The organism is Mycobacterium appelbergii, assembly GCF_032883035.1.
Taxonomy (GTDB): Bacteria; Actinomycetota; Actinomycetes; order Mycobacteriales; family Mycobacteriaceae; genus Mycobacterium; species Mycobacterium appelbergii.
Genome location: NZ_JAMQTH010000001.1, coordinates 658,697 through 674,767, shown reverse-complemented (window position 1 = coordinate 674,767; position 16,071 = coordinate 658,697). Strand labels below are relative to the sequence as shown.

General features: G+C 67.8%; 16 protein-coding genes and 1 tRNA gene. 3 read left to right on the top strand and 14 right to left on the bottom strand.

Annotation, left to right across the window (positions count from 1 at the left end; genetic code table 11):
• Positions 1 to 2: 2 nt before the first annotated feature.
• Positions 3 to 1,778: a penicillin-binding transpeptidase domain-containing protein gene (locus M1247_RS03220; RefSeq protein ID WP_317154801.1), complete on the top strand. Its 1,776-nt coding sequence runs from the start codon at positions 3 to 5 to the stop codon at positions 1,776 to 1,778.
• Here the strand turns inward: M1247_RS03220 and M1247_RS03215 are convergent.
• The 7 genes from M1247_RS03215 to M1247_RS03185 form a co-directional block, all read right to left on the bottom strand.
• Entirely contained in the window at positions 1,755 to 3,470 is a 1,716-nt protein-coding gene (locus tag M1247_RS03215; protein WP_317154800.1) for a diol dehydratase reactivase ATPase-like domain-containing protein, read from the bottom strand. The two genes, M1247_RS03220 and M1247_RS03215, sit on opposite strands and share 24 nt — an antisense overlap.
• Positions 3,467 to 3,802 (bottom strand): diol dehydratase small subunit, encoded by a 336-nt coding sequence (locus M1247_RS03210; RefSeq protein WP_317154799.1) that lies wholly within the window; start codon positions 3,800 to 3,802, stop codon positions 3,467 to 3,469. Before M1247_RS03210 ends, M1247_RS03215 begins: the two co-directional genes overlap by 4 nt.
• A complete protein-coding gene (locus M1247_RS03205; protein WP_317155019.1) occupies positions 3,799 to 6,018 on the bottom strand; it encodes a propanediol/glycerol family dehydratase large subunit in 2,220 nt (739 codons plus the stop codon). Before M1247_RS03205 ends, M1247_RS03210 begins: the two co-directional genes overlap by 4 nt.
• Before the next feature lie 88 nt (positions 6,019 to 6,106).
• Positions 6,107 to 7,462: a WS/DGAT/MGAT family O-acyltransferase gene (locus M1247_RS03200; RefSeq protein WP_317154798.1), complete on the bottom strand. Its 1,356-nt coding sequence runs from the start codon at positions 7,460 to 7,462 to the stop codon at positions 6,107 to 6,109.
• A gap of 80 nt (positions 7,463 to 7,542) precedes the next feature.
• Positions 7,543 to 7,633: transfer RNA gene (locus tag M1247_RS03195), tRNA-Ser, on the bottom strand.
• 128 nt (positions 7,634 to 7,761) lie between these two features.
• On the bottom strand, positions 7,762 to 8,217 hold the full coding sequence (locus M1247_RS03190) for a nucleoside deaminase (protein WP_317154797.1): 456 nt from the start codon (positions 8,215 to 8,217) through the stop codon (positions 7,762 to 7,764).
• The gene (locus tag M1247_RS03185; protein WP_317154796.1) at positions 8,214 to 8,720 is read right to left on the bottom strand and encodes a tRNA adenosine deaminase-associated protein; all 507 of its coding nucleotides are present in this window, start codon (positions 8,718 to 8,720) and stop codon (positions 8,214 to 8,216) included. Before M1247_RS03185 ends, M1247_RS03190 begins: the two co-directional genes overlap by 4 nt.
• A gap of 97 nt (positions 8,721 to 8,817) precedes the next feature.
• Between M1247_RS03185 and M1247_RS03180 the strand changes: the two genes are divergently transcribed.
• A complete protein-coding gene (locus M1247_RS03180; protein WP_317155018.1) occupies positions 8,818 to 9,762 on the top strand; it encodes a prephenate dehydrogenase in 945 nt (314 codons plus the stop codon).
• Here M1247_RS03180 and M1247_RS03175 read toward each other — a convergent pair.
• From M1247_RS03175 to M1247_RS03155, 5 genes are read right to left on the bottom strand one after another with little or no spacing between them, the layout of a single operon-like run.
• A complete protein-coding gene (locus tag M1247_RS03175; RefSeq protein ID WP_317154795.1) occupies positions 9,725 to 10,354 on the bottom strand; it encodes a putative glycolipid-binding domain-containing protein in 630 nt (209 codons plus the stop codon). The two genes, M1247_RS03180 and M1247_RS03175, sit on opposite strands and share 38 nt — an antisense overlap.
• Complete coding sequence (locus tag M1247_RS03170) at positions 10,351 to 11,139, bottom strand: ABC transporter permease (protein ID WP_317154794.1); 789 nt, start codon at positions 11,137 to 11,139, stop codon at positions 10,351 to 10,353. The genes M1247_RS03175 and M1247_RS03170 overlap by 4 nt, the downstream gene beginning before the upstream one ends.
• On the bottom strand, positions 11,136 to 11,807 hold the full coding sequence (locus M1247_RS03165) for an ABC transporter permease (RefSeq protein ID WP_317154793.1): 672 nt from the start codon (positions 11,805 to 11,807) through the stop codon (positions 11,136 to 11,138). Before M1247_RS03165 ends, M1247_RS03170 begins: the two co-directional genes overlap by 4 nt.
• 3 nt (positions 11,808 to 11,810) lie before the next feature.
• Positions 11,811 to 12,926 (bottom strand): ABC transporter ATP-binding protein, encoded by a 1,116-nt coding sequence (locus M1247_RS03160; protein WP_317154792.1) that lies wholly within the window; start codon positions 12,924 to 12,926, stop codon positions 11,811 to 11,813.
• An 11-nt stretch (positions 12,927 to 12,937) separates the two neighbouring features.
• Complete coding sequence (locus M1247_RS03155; protein WP_317154791.1) at positions 12,938 to 13,879, bottom strand: ABC transporter substrate-binding protein; 942 nt, start codon at positions 13,877 to 13,879, stop codon at positions 12,938 to 12,940.
• A 117-nt stretch (positions 13,880 to 13,996) separates the two neighbouring features.
• On the opposite strand from M1247_RS03155, the gene M1247_RS03150 reads away from it, so the two are divergent.
• Positions 13,997 to 14,386, top strand: coding sequence for a LapA family protein (locus M1247_RS03150; RefSeq protein ID WP_317154790.1), 390 nt, complete (start codon positions 13,997 to 13,999; stop codon positions 14,384 to 14,386).
• A 15-nt stretch (positions 14,387 to 14,401) separates the two neighbouring features.
• Here the strand turns inward: M1247_RS03150 and M1247_RS03145 are convergent, their stop codons facing one another.
• Together M1247_RS03145 and M1247_RS03140 are read right to left on the bottom strand one after the other, a co-directional pair.
• Positions 14,402 to 15,415 (bottom strand): phosphotransferase family protein, encoded by a 1,014-nt coding sequence (locus M1247_RS03145; protein WP_317154789.1) that lies wholly within the window; start codon positions 15,413 to 15,415, stop codon positions 14,402 to 14,404.
• Positions 15,412 to 16,065 (bottom strand): histidine phosphatase family protein, encoded by a 654-nt coding sequence (locus M1247_RS03140; RefSeq protein WP_317154788.1) that lies wholly within the window; start codon positions 16,063 to 16,065, stop codon positions 15,412 to 15,414. The genes M1247_RS03145 and M1247_RS03140 overlap by 4 nt, the downstream gene beginning before the upstream one ends.
• Between the last annotated feature and the right edge of the window lie 6 nt (positions 16,066 to 16,071).

Genomic DNA, 16,071 nt, shown 5'->3' with positions numbered 1-16,071 from the left:
GTATGCCTCGCCCCGCCCTGACCTGGCTCCTGCTGCTCGCCCTGTTCCTTCCGGTGGTCGGCTGCTCCTCATCACCAGACCCCGGCGACCGCTTCTCCGCATTTGCCGACGCGGTGCAGCGCAAGGACGCCCACGCCGCGGCGGAGCAGACCAGTGATCCCGCGGCCGCCGAGCCGGTGATCGCCTCGATGTTCGACGGCATGGGTGAGGCGGCCGCGGTCAAGGTCAGCGCGGCTCCCGTCGAGGGCGAGGACGCCGACTTCACCCTCAACTATCAGTGGTCCTGGGGTGAAGGACACGACTTCGGCTACGACACCACCGGCACCGCCGCGAAATCCGGTGACGACTGGCGCATCGACTGGTCGCCGACACTGCTGCACGCCGACCTCCAACCCGGCCTGAAATTTCAGTACAGCCAGGACAGCGAGTTGCAGACGCCGGTGCTCGACCGGACCGGCCAGCCGCTGATGACTTGGCAGACCGTCGGGGTGATCACCCTCGACCGTGCCCAGCAGGGCTCGGCGGCGCCGCTGGCCGCAGTGCTGTCGCGCTTCGATCCGAGCACCACGACGGATTCGATCGGGGCACAGTTCGGTTCAACCTCCGACGACCGGGTGACCGTGATGAAGCTGCGTGAGGACGACCTCGCCCAGGTGCGGGACCAGCTCACCCAGATCGCCGGGGTGAGCATCGCCGAACAGGGTGAGCTGCTCACCGCGGACCGGGAGCTCTCCTCACCGGCGATCAGCGGCCTGGCGCAACTGTGGCATGACCGGATCACCGCGTCGGCGGGCTGGTCGGTGTATCTGGTGGACGGCGACGGTGCAGCCTCCGAGCGGCTCATCTCGACACCGCCCGCACAGACCGAACCCCTGCGCACCACTCTCGATATGCGGCTGCAACTGCTCGCGCAGCGTGCCGTCGCTCAGGAAGCCAGACCGGCCGTCATCGTCGCCATCTCCGGATCCACCGGCGGTATCCTGGCGGCCGCGCAGAACCCGGCCGCCGATCCCCAAGGGGCCATCGCCTTTTCGGGTCTCTATCCGCCGGGTTCGACGTTCAAGACCATCACCACGGCGGCGGCCCTGGAAGCCAAGCTGGCGACTCCGGACACCCCGGTGGCCTGCCCCGGTCAGTTGACCATCGAAAACCGCACCATTCCCAACGACGACAATTTCGACCTGGGTACCGTGCCGCTCACCTCAGCGTTCTCGCATTCCTGCAATACCAGCATGGCGGCGCTGGCCGAGCGGCTTCCCGCCGACGCGTTGACGAACACCGCGCGCGACTTCGGCATCGGCGTGGACTTCACCGTTCCCGGCCTGACCACGGTGACCGGCCGGGTTCCCAACGCCGACACCGCCGCTCAGCGGGTGGAGAACGGGATCGGGCAGGGCACCGTCACGGTGAGCCCGTTCGGTCTGGCGGTCGCCGAGGCCAGCCTCGCGCACGGCTCGACGATCATGCCGAGTCTGGTCGACGGGGAGAAGACGACGGCCGACAAGCCTTCGGTACCGTTGCCGCCCAACGTCACCGATGCCTTGCGCGCGATGATGCGGCTGACGGTCACCGAAGGCACCGCCTCCGAACTGAGCGACATCGCCGGCCTGGGCGGCAAGACCGGAACCGCCGAGTTCGGCGACAACACCCATTCCCACGGGTGGTTCGCCGGGATCGCGGGTGACATGGCGTTCGCCACCCTCGTCGTCGGCGGTGACTCCTCAGCTCCGGCGGTGAAGATCTCCGGTGACTTCCTACGTCCCGCGACGGCCGGCTGAGGCGGCATAGAGATGCACCAGGCCTGAGGCGACCGCGAACCGGGGTCCGTGAATCCCGTCGATGTTGGCCCGGCCCACCACGACACCGACCGTGCGCAGGGATTCCCCGACGGTGCGCAACAACTCATCGTCGAGGGCTCCGCCGCCGGCCAACACCAGTGCGGTGGGCGGTTTCTCGAACACCTTCAGGCACCGGACGATGTTGGCGGCGACGGTCTCCTGTTTGATCGCCAACCGCAGGCTGCGCCACTCCTCGGCGGCCAGCTTGTTGGAGAACGGGACGAGCCCGGCACTGCCCCGGGCACACAGCCGCCCGATGGCCTCGGCGGGTGCGGGGGCGTCGAGGAACAGCCGCCGGCCGTCCTCCTCGTGGGCGACGTGGGGGCCTTCCACCCGCAACGCCGGCGTGCGCTTGACCCGCTCGGCCAGTGCCCGCGGGATGTTGAGCATCCGGGCCACTGCGACGGTGATCGTCTCCCCCGCCCCGGCTGCGGTCACGGTACGGTCGGGCCCGACGAGATCGATGGTGCCGCCGCCGATGTCGCACACCACGGCATCGGGCGGCAGGCCGGGCGTGGTGTGGGCGCCGCACGCCGCCGCCTCGGGTTCTCCTGCGATGGTGTGTGCCCGGCGCCCGGTCAGCTCCCGCAGGGTCGCCGCGGCGTCCGCCACATGGTCGGCGGCCAGTAACGCCACGACGGTGCCGCGCGCGTCGGCCACGCCGCGACGCAGCCAGATACCGTTGTCGAGTGCCGACAGGTCGGTGAAAAAGGCGTCGTCGACCGCGGTTTCATGGTCGGCGGTAGGAATGGACCGCAACCGGATCCGCACCAGGTTTCCCGGGGGTTCGCGGCGCAGGATGCTGTGGGCCTGGGCGGGTGAGTACCGGACCACCTCGCCCTGCACCAGGAACTCGACATAATCTTCGTCCACTGCCGGTGGATCCGGTGGGCCCGTGCGTGGTGTGACCGCGATCGCCGGGGAGTCGGCGAGTTCGCGCGTGAACTCGGCGACGTCACGGATCTGCTCATGGCCGAGTTCCAGTGCGGCGCAGAGTGCGATCGGGTCGGCCAGGGCCCGGTAGGCGCGTCCCTGGACCACCACCTCGAGCGCGACCAGCACGCCGGGGGCCAACCCGTCCAGGTCGGCCTCGTCGACCACCGGCACCTCGATAGGGATCCGGTTGCGGATCAGCACGGCGTCGTCCTGGGCGGCGAGGACCCCGACGATGTGCCAACCCCGGTCGACGGCGTCACCGATCGCTGCGGCGGCCACCTCGAAATCGGTGTCGGCATCCACCGAGACGATGACCGCCGCGTCCGGGGGTGCTCCGGCCAGCTCTGCCAGCGGCACGTGCCGGCCCACCGCGAATCCGACGCCTGCCGGGGTGCTGGCATCGGGCCTGCGCAGGCTCCGCACCGGCGCCTGCGGGGACGCTGCCGGTGCCAGCGGCGCGGTTTCGGTGTCCACGGGCCGGATGGCCGAGAGCGCCAACTCGTCGGCCCGCACGCCCGCGTCGACCTCGATCCGGTGCAACAGCGCTGCCGCGCCCTCCAGGGATTCCCGAGAACCCTTGCGGCCCCGCGTCGGTGCCTGCCCGTGGCTCACGGGCTGCACGGCTCCGTCACCGATGCGCGCCAGGACGATCTCGGTGGTGTGGTTGCCGACATCGATACCCGCGACAACCCTCACCGCAACAGACCTCGCCGGGCATAGACAGCGGCGGCCTGGCGCACCAACTCGGCACACCGGGCCGCGCCGCGGTTCTCCAGCGACACCTGTAGCGCCGCGAGTTCCTCAGCGGTGGACCGGTGTGGGCGCAGGGCCTCGTACAGCCCCATCACGTCTTCGTCATCGATGATCGCCAATTCGGCGGCACGCAGGAAGTTTTCGGCGAGTTGCGGGTTGCCGTGCTCTTCGGCGATGACGGCCTGGTGCGCCAGCGCGGCGGGATCCATCCGCAGATGGGACAGGTCCAGCTTGCCGTCGACCGCCGCTGCGACGGTGAATTTCTCCTCGCTCATGCCCGGACCACCTTCACTGTCACCGGGGCCTGCCCCGGTGCACTGGCCTCGCGCTCCAAGGCCACCAACGCCACCGCCCGCGCGTGGTAGCGCGCGGAGATCGATTCGTCGGTGCCGCCGGTGAGAATCGGCACCGGCGCCATGCCCTTGGCGTGTCTGGCGGCGTTGCGGCCCAGCTCGCGGTAGTTCCTCGCGGTCAGCAGGGGGGCGACGCTGAACAGTTCGAGGTTGGCCAGCGGTGCCAGGTCACGACGGTGGATCAGCGCGGTGCCCTTGCCCTGCAATCCGATTCCGATGCCGGATCCGGACAGCTTGGCCGCGGTCAGCCCGATCAGCCCGACGTCGATGGTGGACCGGATCTGCACGAACCTCGGCACGCAACCTTCCTCCTCGAGCCCGGCGGACAGCTGCCGGATCACCTCGCCCACCGTCAGCCCGCACAGCGTCAACCACACACTGTGGCCGAGCGCCGGGGAGAGCCCGATGCACACCTCACGCGGATCGCTGCCCTGGCGCGCGGGTTCGACCTCGGTGACGGTGATGTGCCCGGCGTACTCGGCCTGATCGGCGGTCAATTCGGCGGAACTTCGCTGCTGACGGATGTTGTCGATCTCGGCGCGCCGCTGTTCGGTCAGCGTGTAACCGGTGCCGGGGCCCGCGTAATCGTTCGGATCGGTGATCTTGGAGAGCACCCGGAACTGCTCGTCGAAGATGGCCGAGGTCTGCAGTTGGTCGCCTTTGAGCCGTTCGCGCGTCAGCCGCATGATCGCGTCGGCCTCCTCGTCGTACCCGGTGCGTTTGAGCGAGGCGACCACGTCGAACACCGTGAGTTGTTTGGCCTCAATGGCATTGGCCGCCTCGGCGACCGCCTTGGGGTCACCGGGCGGCAGGTCCCGTGAACCGTTGGCCGCGACCACCTCGTCGATGTGAGCGTCGGCGTAGTCGGCCAGCCCGAGATCGCGGTACACCGCCTGCACCGCGGTGGCGGCACGGCGCCGGACCGCGGCCAGGTGCTCGGCCGAGACGGTGCGCAGCCCGCCGTCGGCGCCCCAGTCGCGCTGCAGGACCAGGAAGTCGTCCATATCGTCGGAGTTGAAGTTGGACAGCGCAAAGGCGTTGTCGTAGCGCGGGATCGAGCCGAATCCGGAGAAGATGAAGTCGGCGCCGGCCAACAGCACCGGCAGGGTGTGCGCGCTGCGGCGGATGTCGGATTCGGAGATCAGGTTGTCGTTGCCCGCGCAGGATTCCAGGTCGCGCATCATCACCATGAGGTTCTCGGCGAGCAGTTCCTTCATGCCGTCGGGCACCGAAGCCACCACGCCCACCCCGTCGATGCCGCCGTTCTGCACGCCCTGGGACCCCAGCGCCCTGGCCAGCGAGACGCAGCGGGATTCCAGGTAGAGGATCGAGCACTTCTCTGCAGCCCCCATGAGCACCTCGGCCCCGCCACCACTGGTGACCCGCATCTTCAGGCCACGTGAGGCGTAGGCGCTCGTCAGGATCGCCTTGGAGAACGGGGTGTCGTCGCCGTCGACGAACACCTGCTCGGTGCCGTAGATGGAGATGGTCTCGGCGTAACTGGTCAGCCCGCGCATGCCGAGGCGCAGCTCGAGGGCCTCCTCGATCGCGCACTGCGCCATCGCGCCGGGGACCCCGACCTGCGAACCGATCAGCAGTGCAACGGCATTCGACGGCGCATCGCCCAGCACCGGCACGGTCGTCTCGACCTCACGGAATCCGTAGGCCACCGCGCTGGCCGCGTCGGCGGCGATCAGTAGCGGGTCGTCGAGCTGGTTGGTCACGTGTGCCTGGTTGCTCGGGGTGCGGCGGACCCGCATCTTGGCCATGGCCATCTGCATCTCCACCGGGGTGAGCACCGCGATGACCTTGGCCATTTTGGCCGGGGTGATGCCGCCGATGAGTCGCACGACCTCGGCGCGCGGCACATTGAGATCGACGGCCTTGCGGGCGAGTTCCGCGTCGGGCAGCGCCATCGCCTCGGCGGCTACGTCCAGGTCGAGGCCGTAGTGGGCGATGAACTCGTCGATCACGTCGAAGTCGGCGGCAGCCTTGCCGTCCATCTCGACGACCGACCCGGCATCGATGACCAGCGAGGGCTCCGGATCATTCGGGCTGCTCATCGCCGCCAGGCCGAGGTCCGGGTTCTCCACACTGAAACCGTCGAGGTTCACCGCTTTTGCGTCGAGAACCCGCATCCGCCCCAGGGTCGCGCCATCACTGTCCGTCACGCCAACCATTTTGCGGGAGTTCCCGTATTTGGTCCAGCCATTACAGTTTTTGGTGTCAGACCCCGGCGGCGACCTCCAGACTCTTCAGTGAGTCCTCCAGATGACTGAGCATCCGCTGCAGATGGGGAACGCTACGACGGCAGCCCACCAACCCGAAGTCCAGATTGTCGGCGTTGTTGGCCAGCGTGATGTTCATGGCCTGCCCGTCCAGAGCGATGGACAGCGGATAGTTGCCGTCCAGGCGGGCGCCCTTCCAGTACAACGGTTGTCGCGGTCCCGGCACGTTGGAGATGACGAGGTTGAAGGGCGGCGCCGTCGCCCCGACGAAGCCGGGCACCGCGGCCAGGCCCAGCGGCGCGATCATCATCGCCGACAGTGCCAGGGCCTGGATCCGGGGCAGTTCGGCGAAGACCTGTTTGTTGCCGCGCATCGATTCACTGATCACCGTGAGCCGGTCCATGGGATCCTCGCGGTCGGTGCCCAGGTTGCACAGGATCGAGCCGACCAGGTTGCCGCCCGCGTCGGCCTCCTGCTCGGATCGCAGGCTCACCGGAACCATCGCGATCAGCGGGCGGTCCGGCAGGGCGTCCTGCTCCATCAGGTAGGCGCGCAGGGCCCCGGCGCAGGTGCCGAGGACGACGTCGTTGATGGTGACGCCGGACGCGTCCTTGATGCGCTTGAACCGCTCCAGTGGCCAGGACTGTGCGGCCACCCGGCGGGCACCACCGATCTTGACGTTGAACATGGTCTTGGGTGCGCCGAAGGGCAGGGTGAGTTGCTGCTCCAGCAGGGCCGCGCGGGCCAGCTTGACCGTGGAGGGCGCGATGCCTGCGATCGACGCGGCGGTGTCGGCGGCCGTGCGCAGCAGCGACGGGCGCTGGTGCGCGCGCTTGTGCCGGGGCAGGGTCCAGGGCACCCTGACCTCGGTGTCGTCGGGGTCCTCCGACAGCGTGCGCATGACGAGTTTGAGCGCCGAGACGCCGTCGATCAGCGAGTGGTGGAGCTTGGTGTACACCGCGAACCGGCCGTCGGACAGGCCCTCGATCAGGTGGGCCTCCCACAGCGGGCGGTGCCGGTCGAGCAGGCTGCCGTGCAACCGCGAGGTCAGTTCCAGCAGTTCACGCACCCGCCCCGGGGTCGGCAGCGCCGAGCGCCGCAGGTGATAGTCCAGATCGACATCGTTGTCGAAGGCCCAGCCGAGGGTCGCGATGCCGCCGAGGATCGTTCCCGGGTGTTTACGGAACACCGGCTGAAAGTCCGTGTGTACGACCATCTCCTCGTACAGCTCCCGCACGAAGCCCCGACCTGCGCCCTGCGGGGGTTTGTACAGCGCCAACCCACCGACGTGCATCGGGTGCTCACGCGTCTCGGCGAGGAGGAACATCGAATCGGTCGGCGACATGAGTTCCATCTGCCCATTCAACGCGTCACACGGGGTCGCGATGGGGCGTTCCGATGGATCCGAGCCCTGGCCCGGGCTGCCGAAATTTATGGCGGTGGCGGAGGGATTTGAACCCTCGGACGGGGGTTACCCGTCACACGCTTTCGAGGCGTGCTCCTTAGGCCGCTCGGACACGCCACCGCGTGGCAGCTTACCGAACCGAGGGCCGCAGCCCTAATCGCCCAGCTCCCCCGCCGAACGTGAACCTGCTGCGAAAAATCCGCGGAAAAGTAGCAGAGGCTGCACGGTCGGGAAAGCAGCCCGCGCGCTCACCGCTGGCCGGCGAAGAAGGCCTCCAACGGTGCGGCACATTCTGCTGCCAGCACGCCGCCGGTGACTTCGGGCCGATGGTTGAGCCGACGATCCCGCACCACGTCCCACAGTGATCCGACGGCACCGGTCTTGGGCTCCCACGCCCCGAACACCACCCGCGCCACCCTGGCCAGCACCAGTGCCCCGGCGCACATCGTGCAGGGCTCGACGGTCACCGCCAGCGTGGTTCCTGCCAGCCGCCAGCCGTCGCCGAGTACCCGCGCGGCCGCACGCATCGCCACGATCTCGGCATGGCCCGTCGGGTCGCCGGTGGCTTCGCGGGTGTTGGCGGCACGGGCCAGCTCGGTGCCGTCGGCGGCGAACACCACCGCGCCGATCGGCACGTCGCGGGGTCCGGCCAGGCCTGCGGCCTCCAACGCTGCGCGGATCAGCGCCTCGTCGGGGGAACTCACCGATCGAGACGGTCGAGGACGGCCGACAGCTCCTCGGCGAAGCCCATCTCGCGGGCGATGCGCCCGATCTGCTCGTCTGCGTACAGGTCGGTTTCCGACAGGATCACACCCAGCACATCCTCGTGCAGGCCGATATCGGACAACACCGACAGATCGCCCTCCTCGAACGGATCCGAGTCCTCGAGGTCTTCCTGTTCGATGTCGGCGTCCAGGTTCTCCAGCGCCTCGGCGGCGATGTCGTAGTCCAACGCGGCGGTGGCATCCGACAGCAACAGGCGGGTACCGCCGGGCGCCGGCCGGAGGATGACGAAGAACTCGTCGTCGACGTCGAGCAATCCGAACACCGCGCCTGCGCTGCGCAGCTCACGCAATTCGGTCTCCGCTGCGATCAGACTGTTCAACGATGCTGAACGCATAGCGGTGCACCGCCACTTGCCGTCCTCCCGGACTACGGCCACGCCGAAGCCGTCAGGTAGGTCCACCGGCGCACGCTGTGCTCCCATGAGCGCTTACGGTAGTCGTCGACCAGCGATTTTCCCAGGGATCGCGTTCGGCCCCGGCAGGGGCATGTGTCACGCTTTAACGGTGACGAACACTCCCGTGTGCGTGCTGGGACTTGGTCTGATCGGCGGGTCGGTGCTGCGCGCCGCCTCAGCCGCCGGGCGGAAGGTGTTCGGCTACAACCGGTCGATGGAGGCCGTGCAGGGCGCCACATTCGACGGCTTCGACGCCAGCGAGAACCTGGACGCGACGCTGCAGCGGGCCGCTGCGGACAAGGCGCTGATCGTGCTCGCGGTGCCGATGCCCGCGTTGCCGACCATGCTCGGCCACATCCGCGGTGCCGCCGGTGAATGCCCGCTGACCGACGTGACCAGCGTCAAAGGCGCAGTGCTGCAGCAGGTCACGGAGTTCGGCCTGCTGGACCGGTTCGTCGGGGGGCATCCGATGGCAGGCACCGCGCACTCCGGCTGGGCGGCGGGCAACCCCGGCCTGTTCATCGGCGCACCATGGGTGGTCAGCGTCGACGACCACGTCGATGCGCAGGTGTGGACGCAGGTGACGCAGTTGGCGTTGGACTGTCACGCAGTGGTGGTCCCTGCCCGCTCCGATGAGCACGATGCGGCCGCCGCCGCCATATCGCATCTGCCCCACCTGTTCGCCGAGGCGCTGGCGGTGACCGCAAGCGAAGTACCGCTGGCGTTCGCCCTGGCTGCCGGGTCGTTCCGGGACGGCACCCGGGTCGCCGCCACCGCACCCGACCTGGTGCGGGCCATGTGCGAGGCGAACGACAGCCAGCTGCTGCCTGCTCTGGAACGCGGCATCGACCTGCTCACCCGGGCCAGGGACGCCCTGGCCGCCCATGGTTCGGTCGCCGACCTGGTCGAGGCGGGGCATGCCGCGCGCATGCGTTACGACAGCTTCAGCCGGCCGGAGATCATCACCACCGTCGTCGGCGCCGAGAATTGGCGGGCCGAACTTGCCGCGGCAGGCCGCGCCGGCGGTGTGATCAGATCCGCTCTGCCAGTCCTGGGTAGTCGAGGATGAACCCGTCGGCATCCACGGTGACCGTGGTGTCGGCGACCGGCGAGTGCAGTTTGATGCCGGCTCCGAGCTCCGGGGCCTGGCTGCTGTAGCTGATGCTGGACGCCTCGACGGAAAGATCCGGCAGCCGCACGTAGACCACCGGCAGGGTGACCGATTCGGCGTGCTGATGCAGGCCCGCACGCCGGATCGGCAGCGCGTTGAAGAACGGGCTGAAGATCACGTCGACGTCGAGTGCACCGTCATACTCGGAGCGCCTGGTCTGGGCGTGATCCTGCACCAGCCACATGTTCTCCTCGTCGCGGGCGATCGACAGCTGGCGTTCGCCACGTTCGGCGAGGGTGACCGACAGCGAGAGCCGCTTCGTCCCGCCGGCCTCATCGGTGACCAGATCGTAGGACGCCGAGAACGCCGGATGGGATGTGGTGGCGGCGGCCACGATCCGGCCGTACGCCCGGATGCGGTTACCCGACAATTGCACGCGTACCGATTCCATCCGCGGTACGTCATGCGCCCGCCAGGTCAGCACCGCCGGCCAGGCTGCCCCCTCCTCGACGGACTGCTCGTCTGTGTGCGCCTCTTCACTCACCCTCATACCGTATGCGACGGACTGCTGCCTTCGTAGCCGACTCCGGAAGTCCCCCGCGACGCCCGCGATGAGCCCACTTCCAGTGCCACCTCATCGCCGAGCAGCGGCTGAGGCAACCGTCGCCACCGCCCCAACCGCCCGCTTCCCGGCACCGACAACCACACAGCGAACGCCAACGCGGCGTCAAGGATCAATGCCAGCGCGGTCACCATGAGCGCGCCCACGAGTGCGATGTGGAACTGGCGGATCTTGATCCCGTCGATGAGATAGCGGCCCAGGCCACCCAGGCTGGCGTAGGCGGCCACCGTCGCGGTCGCCACGACCTGCAGCGTCGCGGTGCGCAGCCCACCGAGAATCAACGGCAGCGCATTGGGCACCTCGACCCGCAGCAGCACCCGACTCTCGGTCATGCCCATCGACCGCGCCGCGTCCACCACGGCCCGGTCCACATTGGCGATCCCGGCATAGGTACCGGCCAGCAGTGGCGGAATACCCAGCAACATGAGCGCCACCGTCGGCGGAACCAGACCAAGACCCCACAGCAGCACGCCGAGCAGCAGCACGCCCAGGGTTGGCAGCGCCCGCAGGGCGTTGACCCCGGTCACCACCAGGAAGGTGCCGCGACCGGTATGGCCGATGAGCATGCCGACCGGCACCGCGATCAGCACCGAGGCCGCCACCGCGACGACGGTGTACTCCATGTGCTCGCCGATGCGGACGGCGATCCCGGCCGGTCCGGTCCAGTTGGCCCCGGTGAAGATGAACGAGAGTGCCTGCTGCAGGAAGTTCATGCGGCCGCCTTGGCGTGGGTGGTGCGAGGAGTGCGATGCTCGCGGGTCCACGGGGTGATGGCCTTGCCGATCAGCATGATGAGCGTGTCGATCAGGATCGCCAGCACGAAGATCGCGATGATGCCTGCGATGATCTGATCGCTCTTGTTGGACTGGTAGCCCTCGGTGAACCAGGTCCCCAGGCCACCGATCCCGATCACCGAACCCACCGACACCATCGAGATGTTGGTGACCGCGACCACCCGCAAGCCCGCGATCAACACCGGAATGGCCAGTGGAAGTTCTACTTTCAGCATCCGTAACAGTGGCCGGTAGCCCACCGCCGTGGCCGCGTCACGGACCTGTTCCGGTACGGCGTCCAACGCTTCCGGCACTGCCCGCACGAGCAGTGCGGTGGTGTAAAGAGTCAGCGCCACAATGACGTTGGCCTCGTCGAGGATGCGGGTCGGGATGATCAGCGGCAGCACCACGAACAGCGCGAGCGACGGAATGGTGAAGATGATGCTGGCGGTGACGGTGGTCAACCGGCGCAGCGCCGTGGTGCGCTGCACCACGGCCCCCAGCGGCACCGCGATCAGCAACCCCAACACGATCGGCACCAACGACAGCCGCAGGTGCACGATCGTGAGGACCCACAGGTCGTCGAGGTGGGTGAGCAGATACCGCACCGTTCAGGCCTCCCCGAACTCGGGAATCTGGCGTTGTTCGTCCAGCACAGCGAGGACATCGGAGGCCTTCACCCCACCGATCAGCTGTGTGTCCTCATCGACCGCGACGCCCAGCCCCGACGGTGCGGACAATGCCGCGTCGAGGGCCTGGCGCAGTGTGCCCTCCGGCCGGAACAGCGACCCGCCGGCGATCGAGCTGTCATACAGCGATCCGCCTCTGCGGTGCACCTCGACGCCCTCGGCGTTGATCCAGGCGTACGGTGTGCCGTCCGGTTTGGTGACCAGAACCCATTCACCCGGTCCGAGGTCCAGCCCGTCGATCTCGGGTTCCCCGACGTGGCGGATCTCGTGCAACGGCAACCCCGTTGCGTGGACGAACTGCAGCCCGCGATAGCCGCGGTCGGCGCCGACGAAACCTGCAACCAGGTCGTTGGCGGGGTTGGACAGCAGACGTGCCGGCGCATCGTACTGCTGCAGCACACCGCCGCTGCCGAACACCGCGACCTTCTCGCCGAGCTTGATCGCCTCGTCGATGTCGTGGGTGACGAACACGATCGTCTTGCGTAATTCGCTTTGCAGCCGCAGGATCTCGGTTTGCAGCTCCTCCCGCACCACCGGATCGACGGCGCTGAAAGGTTCGTCCATCAGCAGGATCGGTGGATCGGCCGCCAGCGCGCGGGCCACCCCCACCCGCTGCTGCTGCCCACCGGACAGTTGCGCCGGATAACGGTCGGCCAGGCTCGGGTCCAGGCCCACCCGTTCCATCACCCCCATCGCCGCTTTACGCGCGCTGCGCCGGGATTCGCCGCGCAACACCGGCACCGTCGCAACGTTGTCGACCACCCGCAGGTGTGGCATGAGGCCGGCACTCTGAATGACGTACCCGATTCCCAGCCGCAGCTTCACCGGGTCGACCTTGGTGACGTCCTCGCCGTTGACCGTGAGCGTGCCCGAGGTGGGATCGATCATCCGGTTGATCATCCGCATCGACGTGGTCTTGCCGCAGCCCGACGGTCCGACGAACACTGCCAGCGTGCCCTGGGGCACTTCGATGTTGAGATTGTCGACCGCGACGGTGCCGTCCGGATAGCGCTTGGTGACGTCGGTGAAGGTGATCATCTAGCTCCCGCTCATCCGGTTATCGGCTTGTCGAATCCGTTGTCCTGCACCCATTTCCGGGCTGCTTCGTCGGGGTCGACGCCCCGGTTGCCCTCCACCGAGGTGTTGAGTTCGATCAGTGCCTCCGTGGTCAGCTTCGCACTCACCGCGTCGAGCACTGTTTTCAGCTCGTTGGACATCTTCTGGGATGCCACCAGCGGAACGACATTGGCAGCGAGGAAGGCGTTCTCCGGATCCTCAAGGACCACCAGATTGTGTTCCTCGATCGCGGGCGAGGTACTGAAGATGTTCGCGGCCGTGACGGCGCCGCTGTTCAGCGCCTGCACGGTGGCCGGACCTCCGCCGTCGCTGATCGCCACGAAATTGACGGGCGCGATGTCAAGACCATAGCGAGTCTTGAGGCCGACCAGACCCGTCTCACGGGTCTGAAACTCCGAAGGCGCGCCGACTTTCACCTCGGCCGAGTGCTTCGCAAGGTCGGCGATGGTCTTCAGATTCCAGCGCTGCGCGGTCGCCTCGGTGACGGCGATCGTGTCCTTGTCCTCGGCGGGCGACGGGTACAGGATCGACAAATCGCCGGGCAGCGCCTTGAACAACGCGATCAGGACCGCGTCAGGCGTTGTCGCGGTGGTCTCTTTGTCGAAGTACTGCAGCAGGTTGCCCGTGTATTCGGGGATGAGATCGATCGAGTGGTCCTGCACCGCGGGCACGTACGTTTCACGGCTGCCGATGCCGAACTGCCTGCTGATCTGAAAGCCGTTGGCCTCCAGCGCCTGGGCGTAGACCTCGGCGAGGATCTTGGACTCCGGGAAATCGGCCGACCCCACCACGATCGATTTCAGGTCACCGGAAATCGGCCCGCCACCCAGCGGATTGGCACTCCCGCACGCGGTGAAAAGAGGTACCAGCAGCGCAAGCAGAGCCGCGAGTAGTGCCAGGGTTCGGTGCTGCATACGAGCGTTCCTTCCGGCGTCACCAACGTGTACAGACCCTAACGGCAGGGCCGACATGCCGCCGCGCTTTACCTCTCGGTGGTTTGCTTTGCGGCCGTAACGGGCAAAGATGTCAGAATGACCAGCGATCAGCCAGTATCGCCCGATCTGCCGGAACCGACACCGGGCGGAACTCCCCTGGAACCGGGCGGGCCACCCATGGACCCCGCCAAACCGGACAAGCCCGCTGCCCCCGTCGAGCAGCCGAAATTCACCCGTGCGGCAGCGCTGTGGTCAGCGCTGATCATGGGTTTTCTGGTGCTGATCGTGCTGCTCATCTTCATCGCGCAGAACACCATGTCGGCCGAATTCGCGTTCCTCGGCTGGCACTGGTCGCTGCCGCTGGGGGTGGCGATCCTCGGCGCCGCGGTGGCGGGCGGACTGTTGACGGTGGCTGCGGGTACCGCGCGGATCTACCAGTTGCGACGCGCAGCGAAAAAAACTTTGAAGGCGGCGCGGCGCAGCTGACGGTCTAGGCCAGGTCTAGTCCAACGCCCGCAGGCCCGCCGCGATCAGCGGTGCCACCGCCTCGCCGACCTGGTCCGGACCGTCGGCTCCCTCACGGCGGCGGAAATCGATACCGGCCGCGATGATCGCCAGCTTGAAATAGGCCAGGGCCATATAGAAGTCCCAATGCGCCAGGTCCTGACCGGACCGCACCGCATAGAGCTGCGCCATATCCTCAGCCGAGGGCAGCAGCGGCGAGGTCCAGGCGGCGTCGGCGTGGACGAAATCGAACATGGGGCTGCGGTAGACACACATCAGCGCGGCGTCGCTGAGCGGATCGCCCAGGGTGGACATCTCCCAATCCAGCACGGCCCGCACCACGGTGGCGTCTTCGTCGTCCAGGATGGTGTTGTCGATGCGGTAGTCGCCGTGCACGATCGCCGAGCGGCTCTGATTCGGCACGGCCCCACTGAGCGCCGCGTGCAGCCGCCGCACATCGTCATCGCGCGAGTCGTCGGGCAGGCGCACCAGATCCCACTGCGAACCCCACCGCCGGACCTGCCGTTCGAGATAACCGTCGGGCTTGCCGAAATCGGCGAGGCCCACTGCGGCGGGGTCGACGGCATGCAGATCGACGAGCACCCGGATCAAGGTGTCGACGCAGGCGCCGACGGTGTCCTTGTCGCCCAGCGCGTTCAGCTCGCCCTGGGTGCGTACCACCCGTCCGGGCACGTGCTCGACCATCTGGAACGGCGCACCCAGCACCGAGTCGTCGTTTCGCATCGTGACCGCACGCGCCACCGGCACCGGGGTGTCGGCCAACGCGGCGACGACACGGTATTCGCGGGCCATATCGTGCGCCGACGGGGTCAGGCCGTGCAGCGGTGGCCGGCGCAGCACCCACTTCGACGCATCGTCGAAGACCAGGAAGGTCAGGTTGGAACGCCCGCCTGCGATCAGGTCCGCGTGCAGATCACCCGTGCGGGCGATGCCTTCGGCGCGCAGGTGGCGATCCAGGGCAGCGAGGTCGAGACCTTCCGGAGATGTCACGAGAACTGTCTACCACTGTGCTTGTTGCTCTTCGCGCGTGCGCTCATCGGACGATTCCGGGGCAGCAGATCCCATACATGTTCGGTGCCGTTGACCGACGCCACCGCCAACCTTCCCGAACGGGAGGACAGCACGCGGGTCACCGATGCGTAATCGACGTGGAAGGACAGCAACCGCTCGGTTTTCAGGACCTGATGTAGCAGCACATTGATCACCCCGCCGTGGCTGAACACCGCGACCGTGTCATCGTGCTCGGCCGCGGCCACCAGATCCGCGACCGCGGCGCTGATCCGGGCGGTGAACACCGCCGCGTCCACCCCACTGGGCAGATGCCCGGCCGCAAGACGGGCCAGCTCCTCGGGGTTCTCTTTCGCGATGTCCTCGATGGGCACGTAGTGCGACATGTCACGGTCGTACTCGGCCAGCCGGTCATCGATCTCCACCGGCAGGCCGAGCGCCGCAGCAACCGGGTCGGCCGTCTGCACGGCGCGTCGCTGCGGGCTGCTCACCACCCGTGAGATCGGAAATCGTGCGAGTGCCGCGGGCAGGCGGTCGGACTGCTCGATGCCGATTTCGGACAGCACCGGATCGGATCCTTGTCCCGGCTCGCTGCGTAATGGCAGCGCATGTCGGACGAAAAGCAATTGCACCGTGAC

Bases quoted from the DNA above. Each gene is read 5' to 3' on its own strand.
- M1247_RS03170 (WP_317154794.1), bottom strand. From the start codon at position 11,139: ATGAACTTCCTGCAGCAGGCACTCTCGTTCATCTTCACCGGGGCCAAC.
- M1247_RS03175 (WP_317154795.1), bottom strand. From the start codon at position 10,354: ATGAGGGTGAGTGAAGAGGCGCACACAGACGAGCAGTCCGTCGAGGAG.
- M1247_RS03220 (WP_317154801.1), top strand. From the start codon at position 3: ATGCCTCGCCCCGCCCTGACCTGGCTCCTGCTGCTCGCCCTGTTCCTT.
- M1247_RS03205 (WP_317155019.1), bottom strand. From the start codon at position 6,018: ATGCGGGTTCTCGACGCAAAAGCGGTGAACCTCGACGGTTTCAGTGTG.
- M1247_RS03150 (WP_317154790.1), top strand. From the start codon at position 13,997: ATGACCAGCGATCAGCCAGTATCGCCCGATCTGCCGGAACCGACACCG.
- M1247_RS03155 (WP_317154791.1), bottom strand. From the start codon at position 13,879: ATGCAGCACCGAACCCTGGCACTACTCGCGGCTCTGCTTGCGCTGCTG.
- M1247_RS03160 (WP_317154792.1), bottom strand. From the start codon at position 12,926: ATGATCACCTTCACCGACGTCACCAAGCGCTATCCGGACGGCACCGTC.
- M1247_RS03185 (WP_317154796.1), bottom strand. From the start codon at position 8,720: ATGGGAGCACAGCGTGCGCCGGTGGACCTACCTGACGGCTTCGGCGTG.
- M1247_RS03200 (WP_317154798.1), bottom strand. From the start codon at position 7,462: ATGGAACTCATGTCGCCGACCGATTCGATGTTCCTCCTCGCCGAGACG.
- M1247_RS03210 (WP_317154799.1), bottom strand. From the start codon at position 3,802: ATGAGCGAGGAGAAATTCACCGTCGCAGCGGCGGTCGACGGCAAGCTG.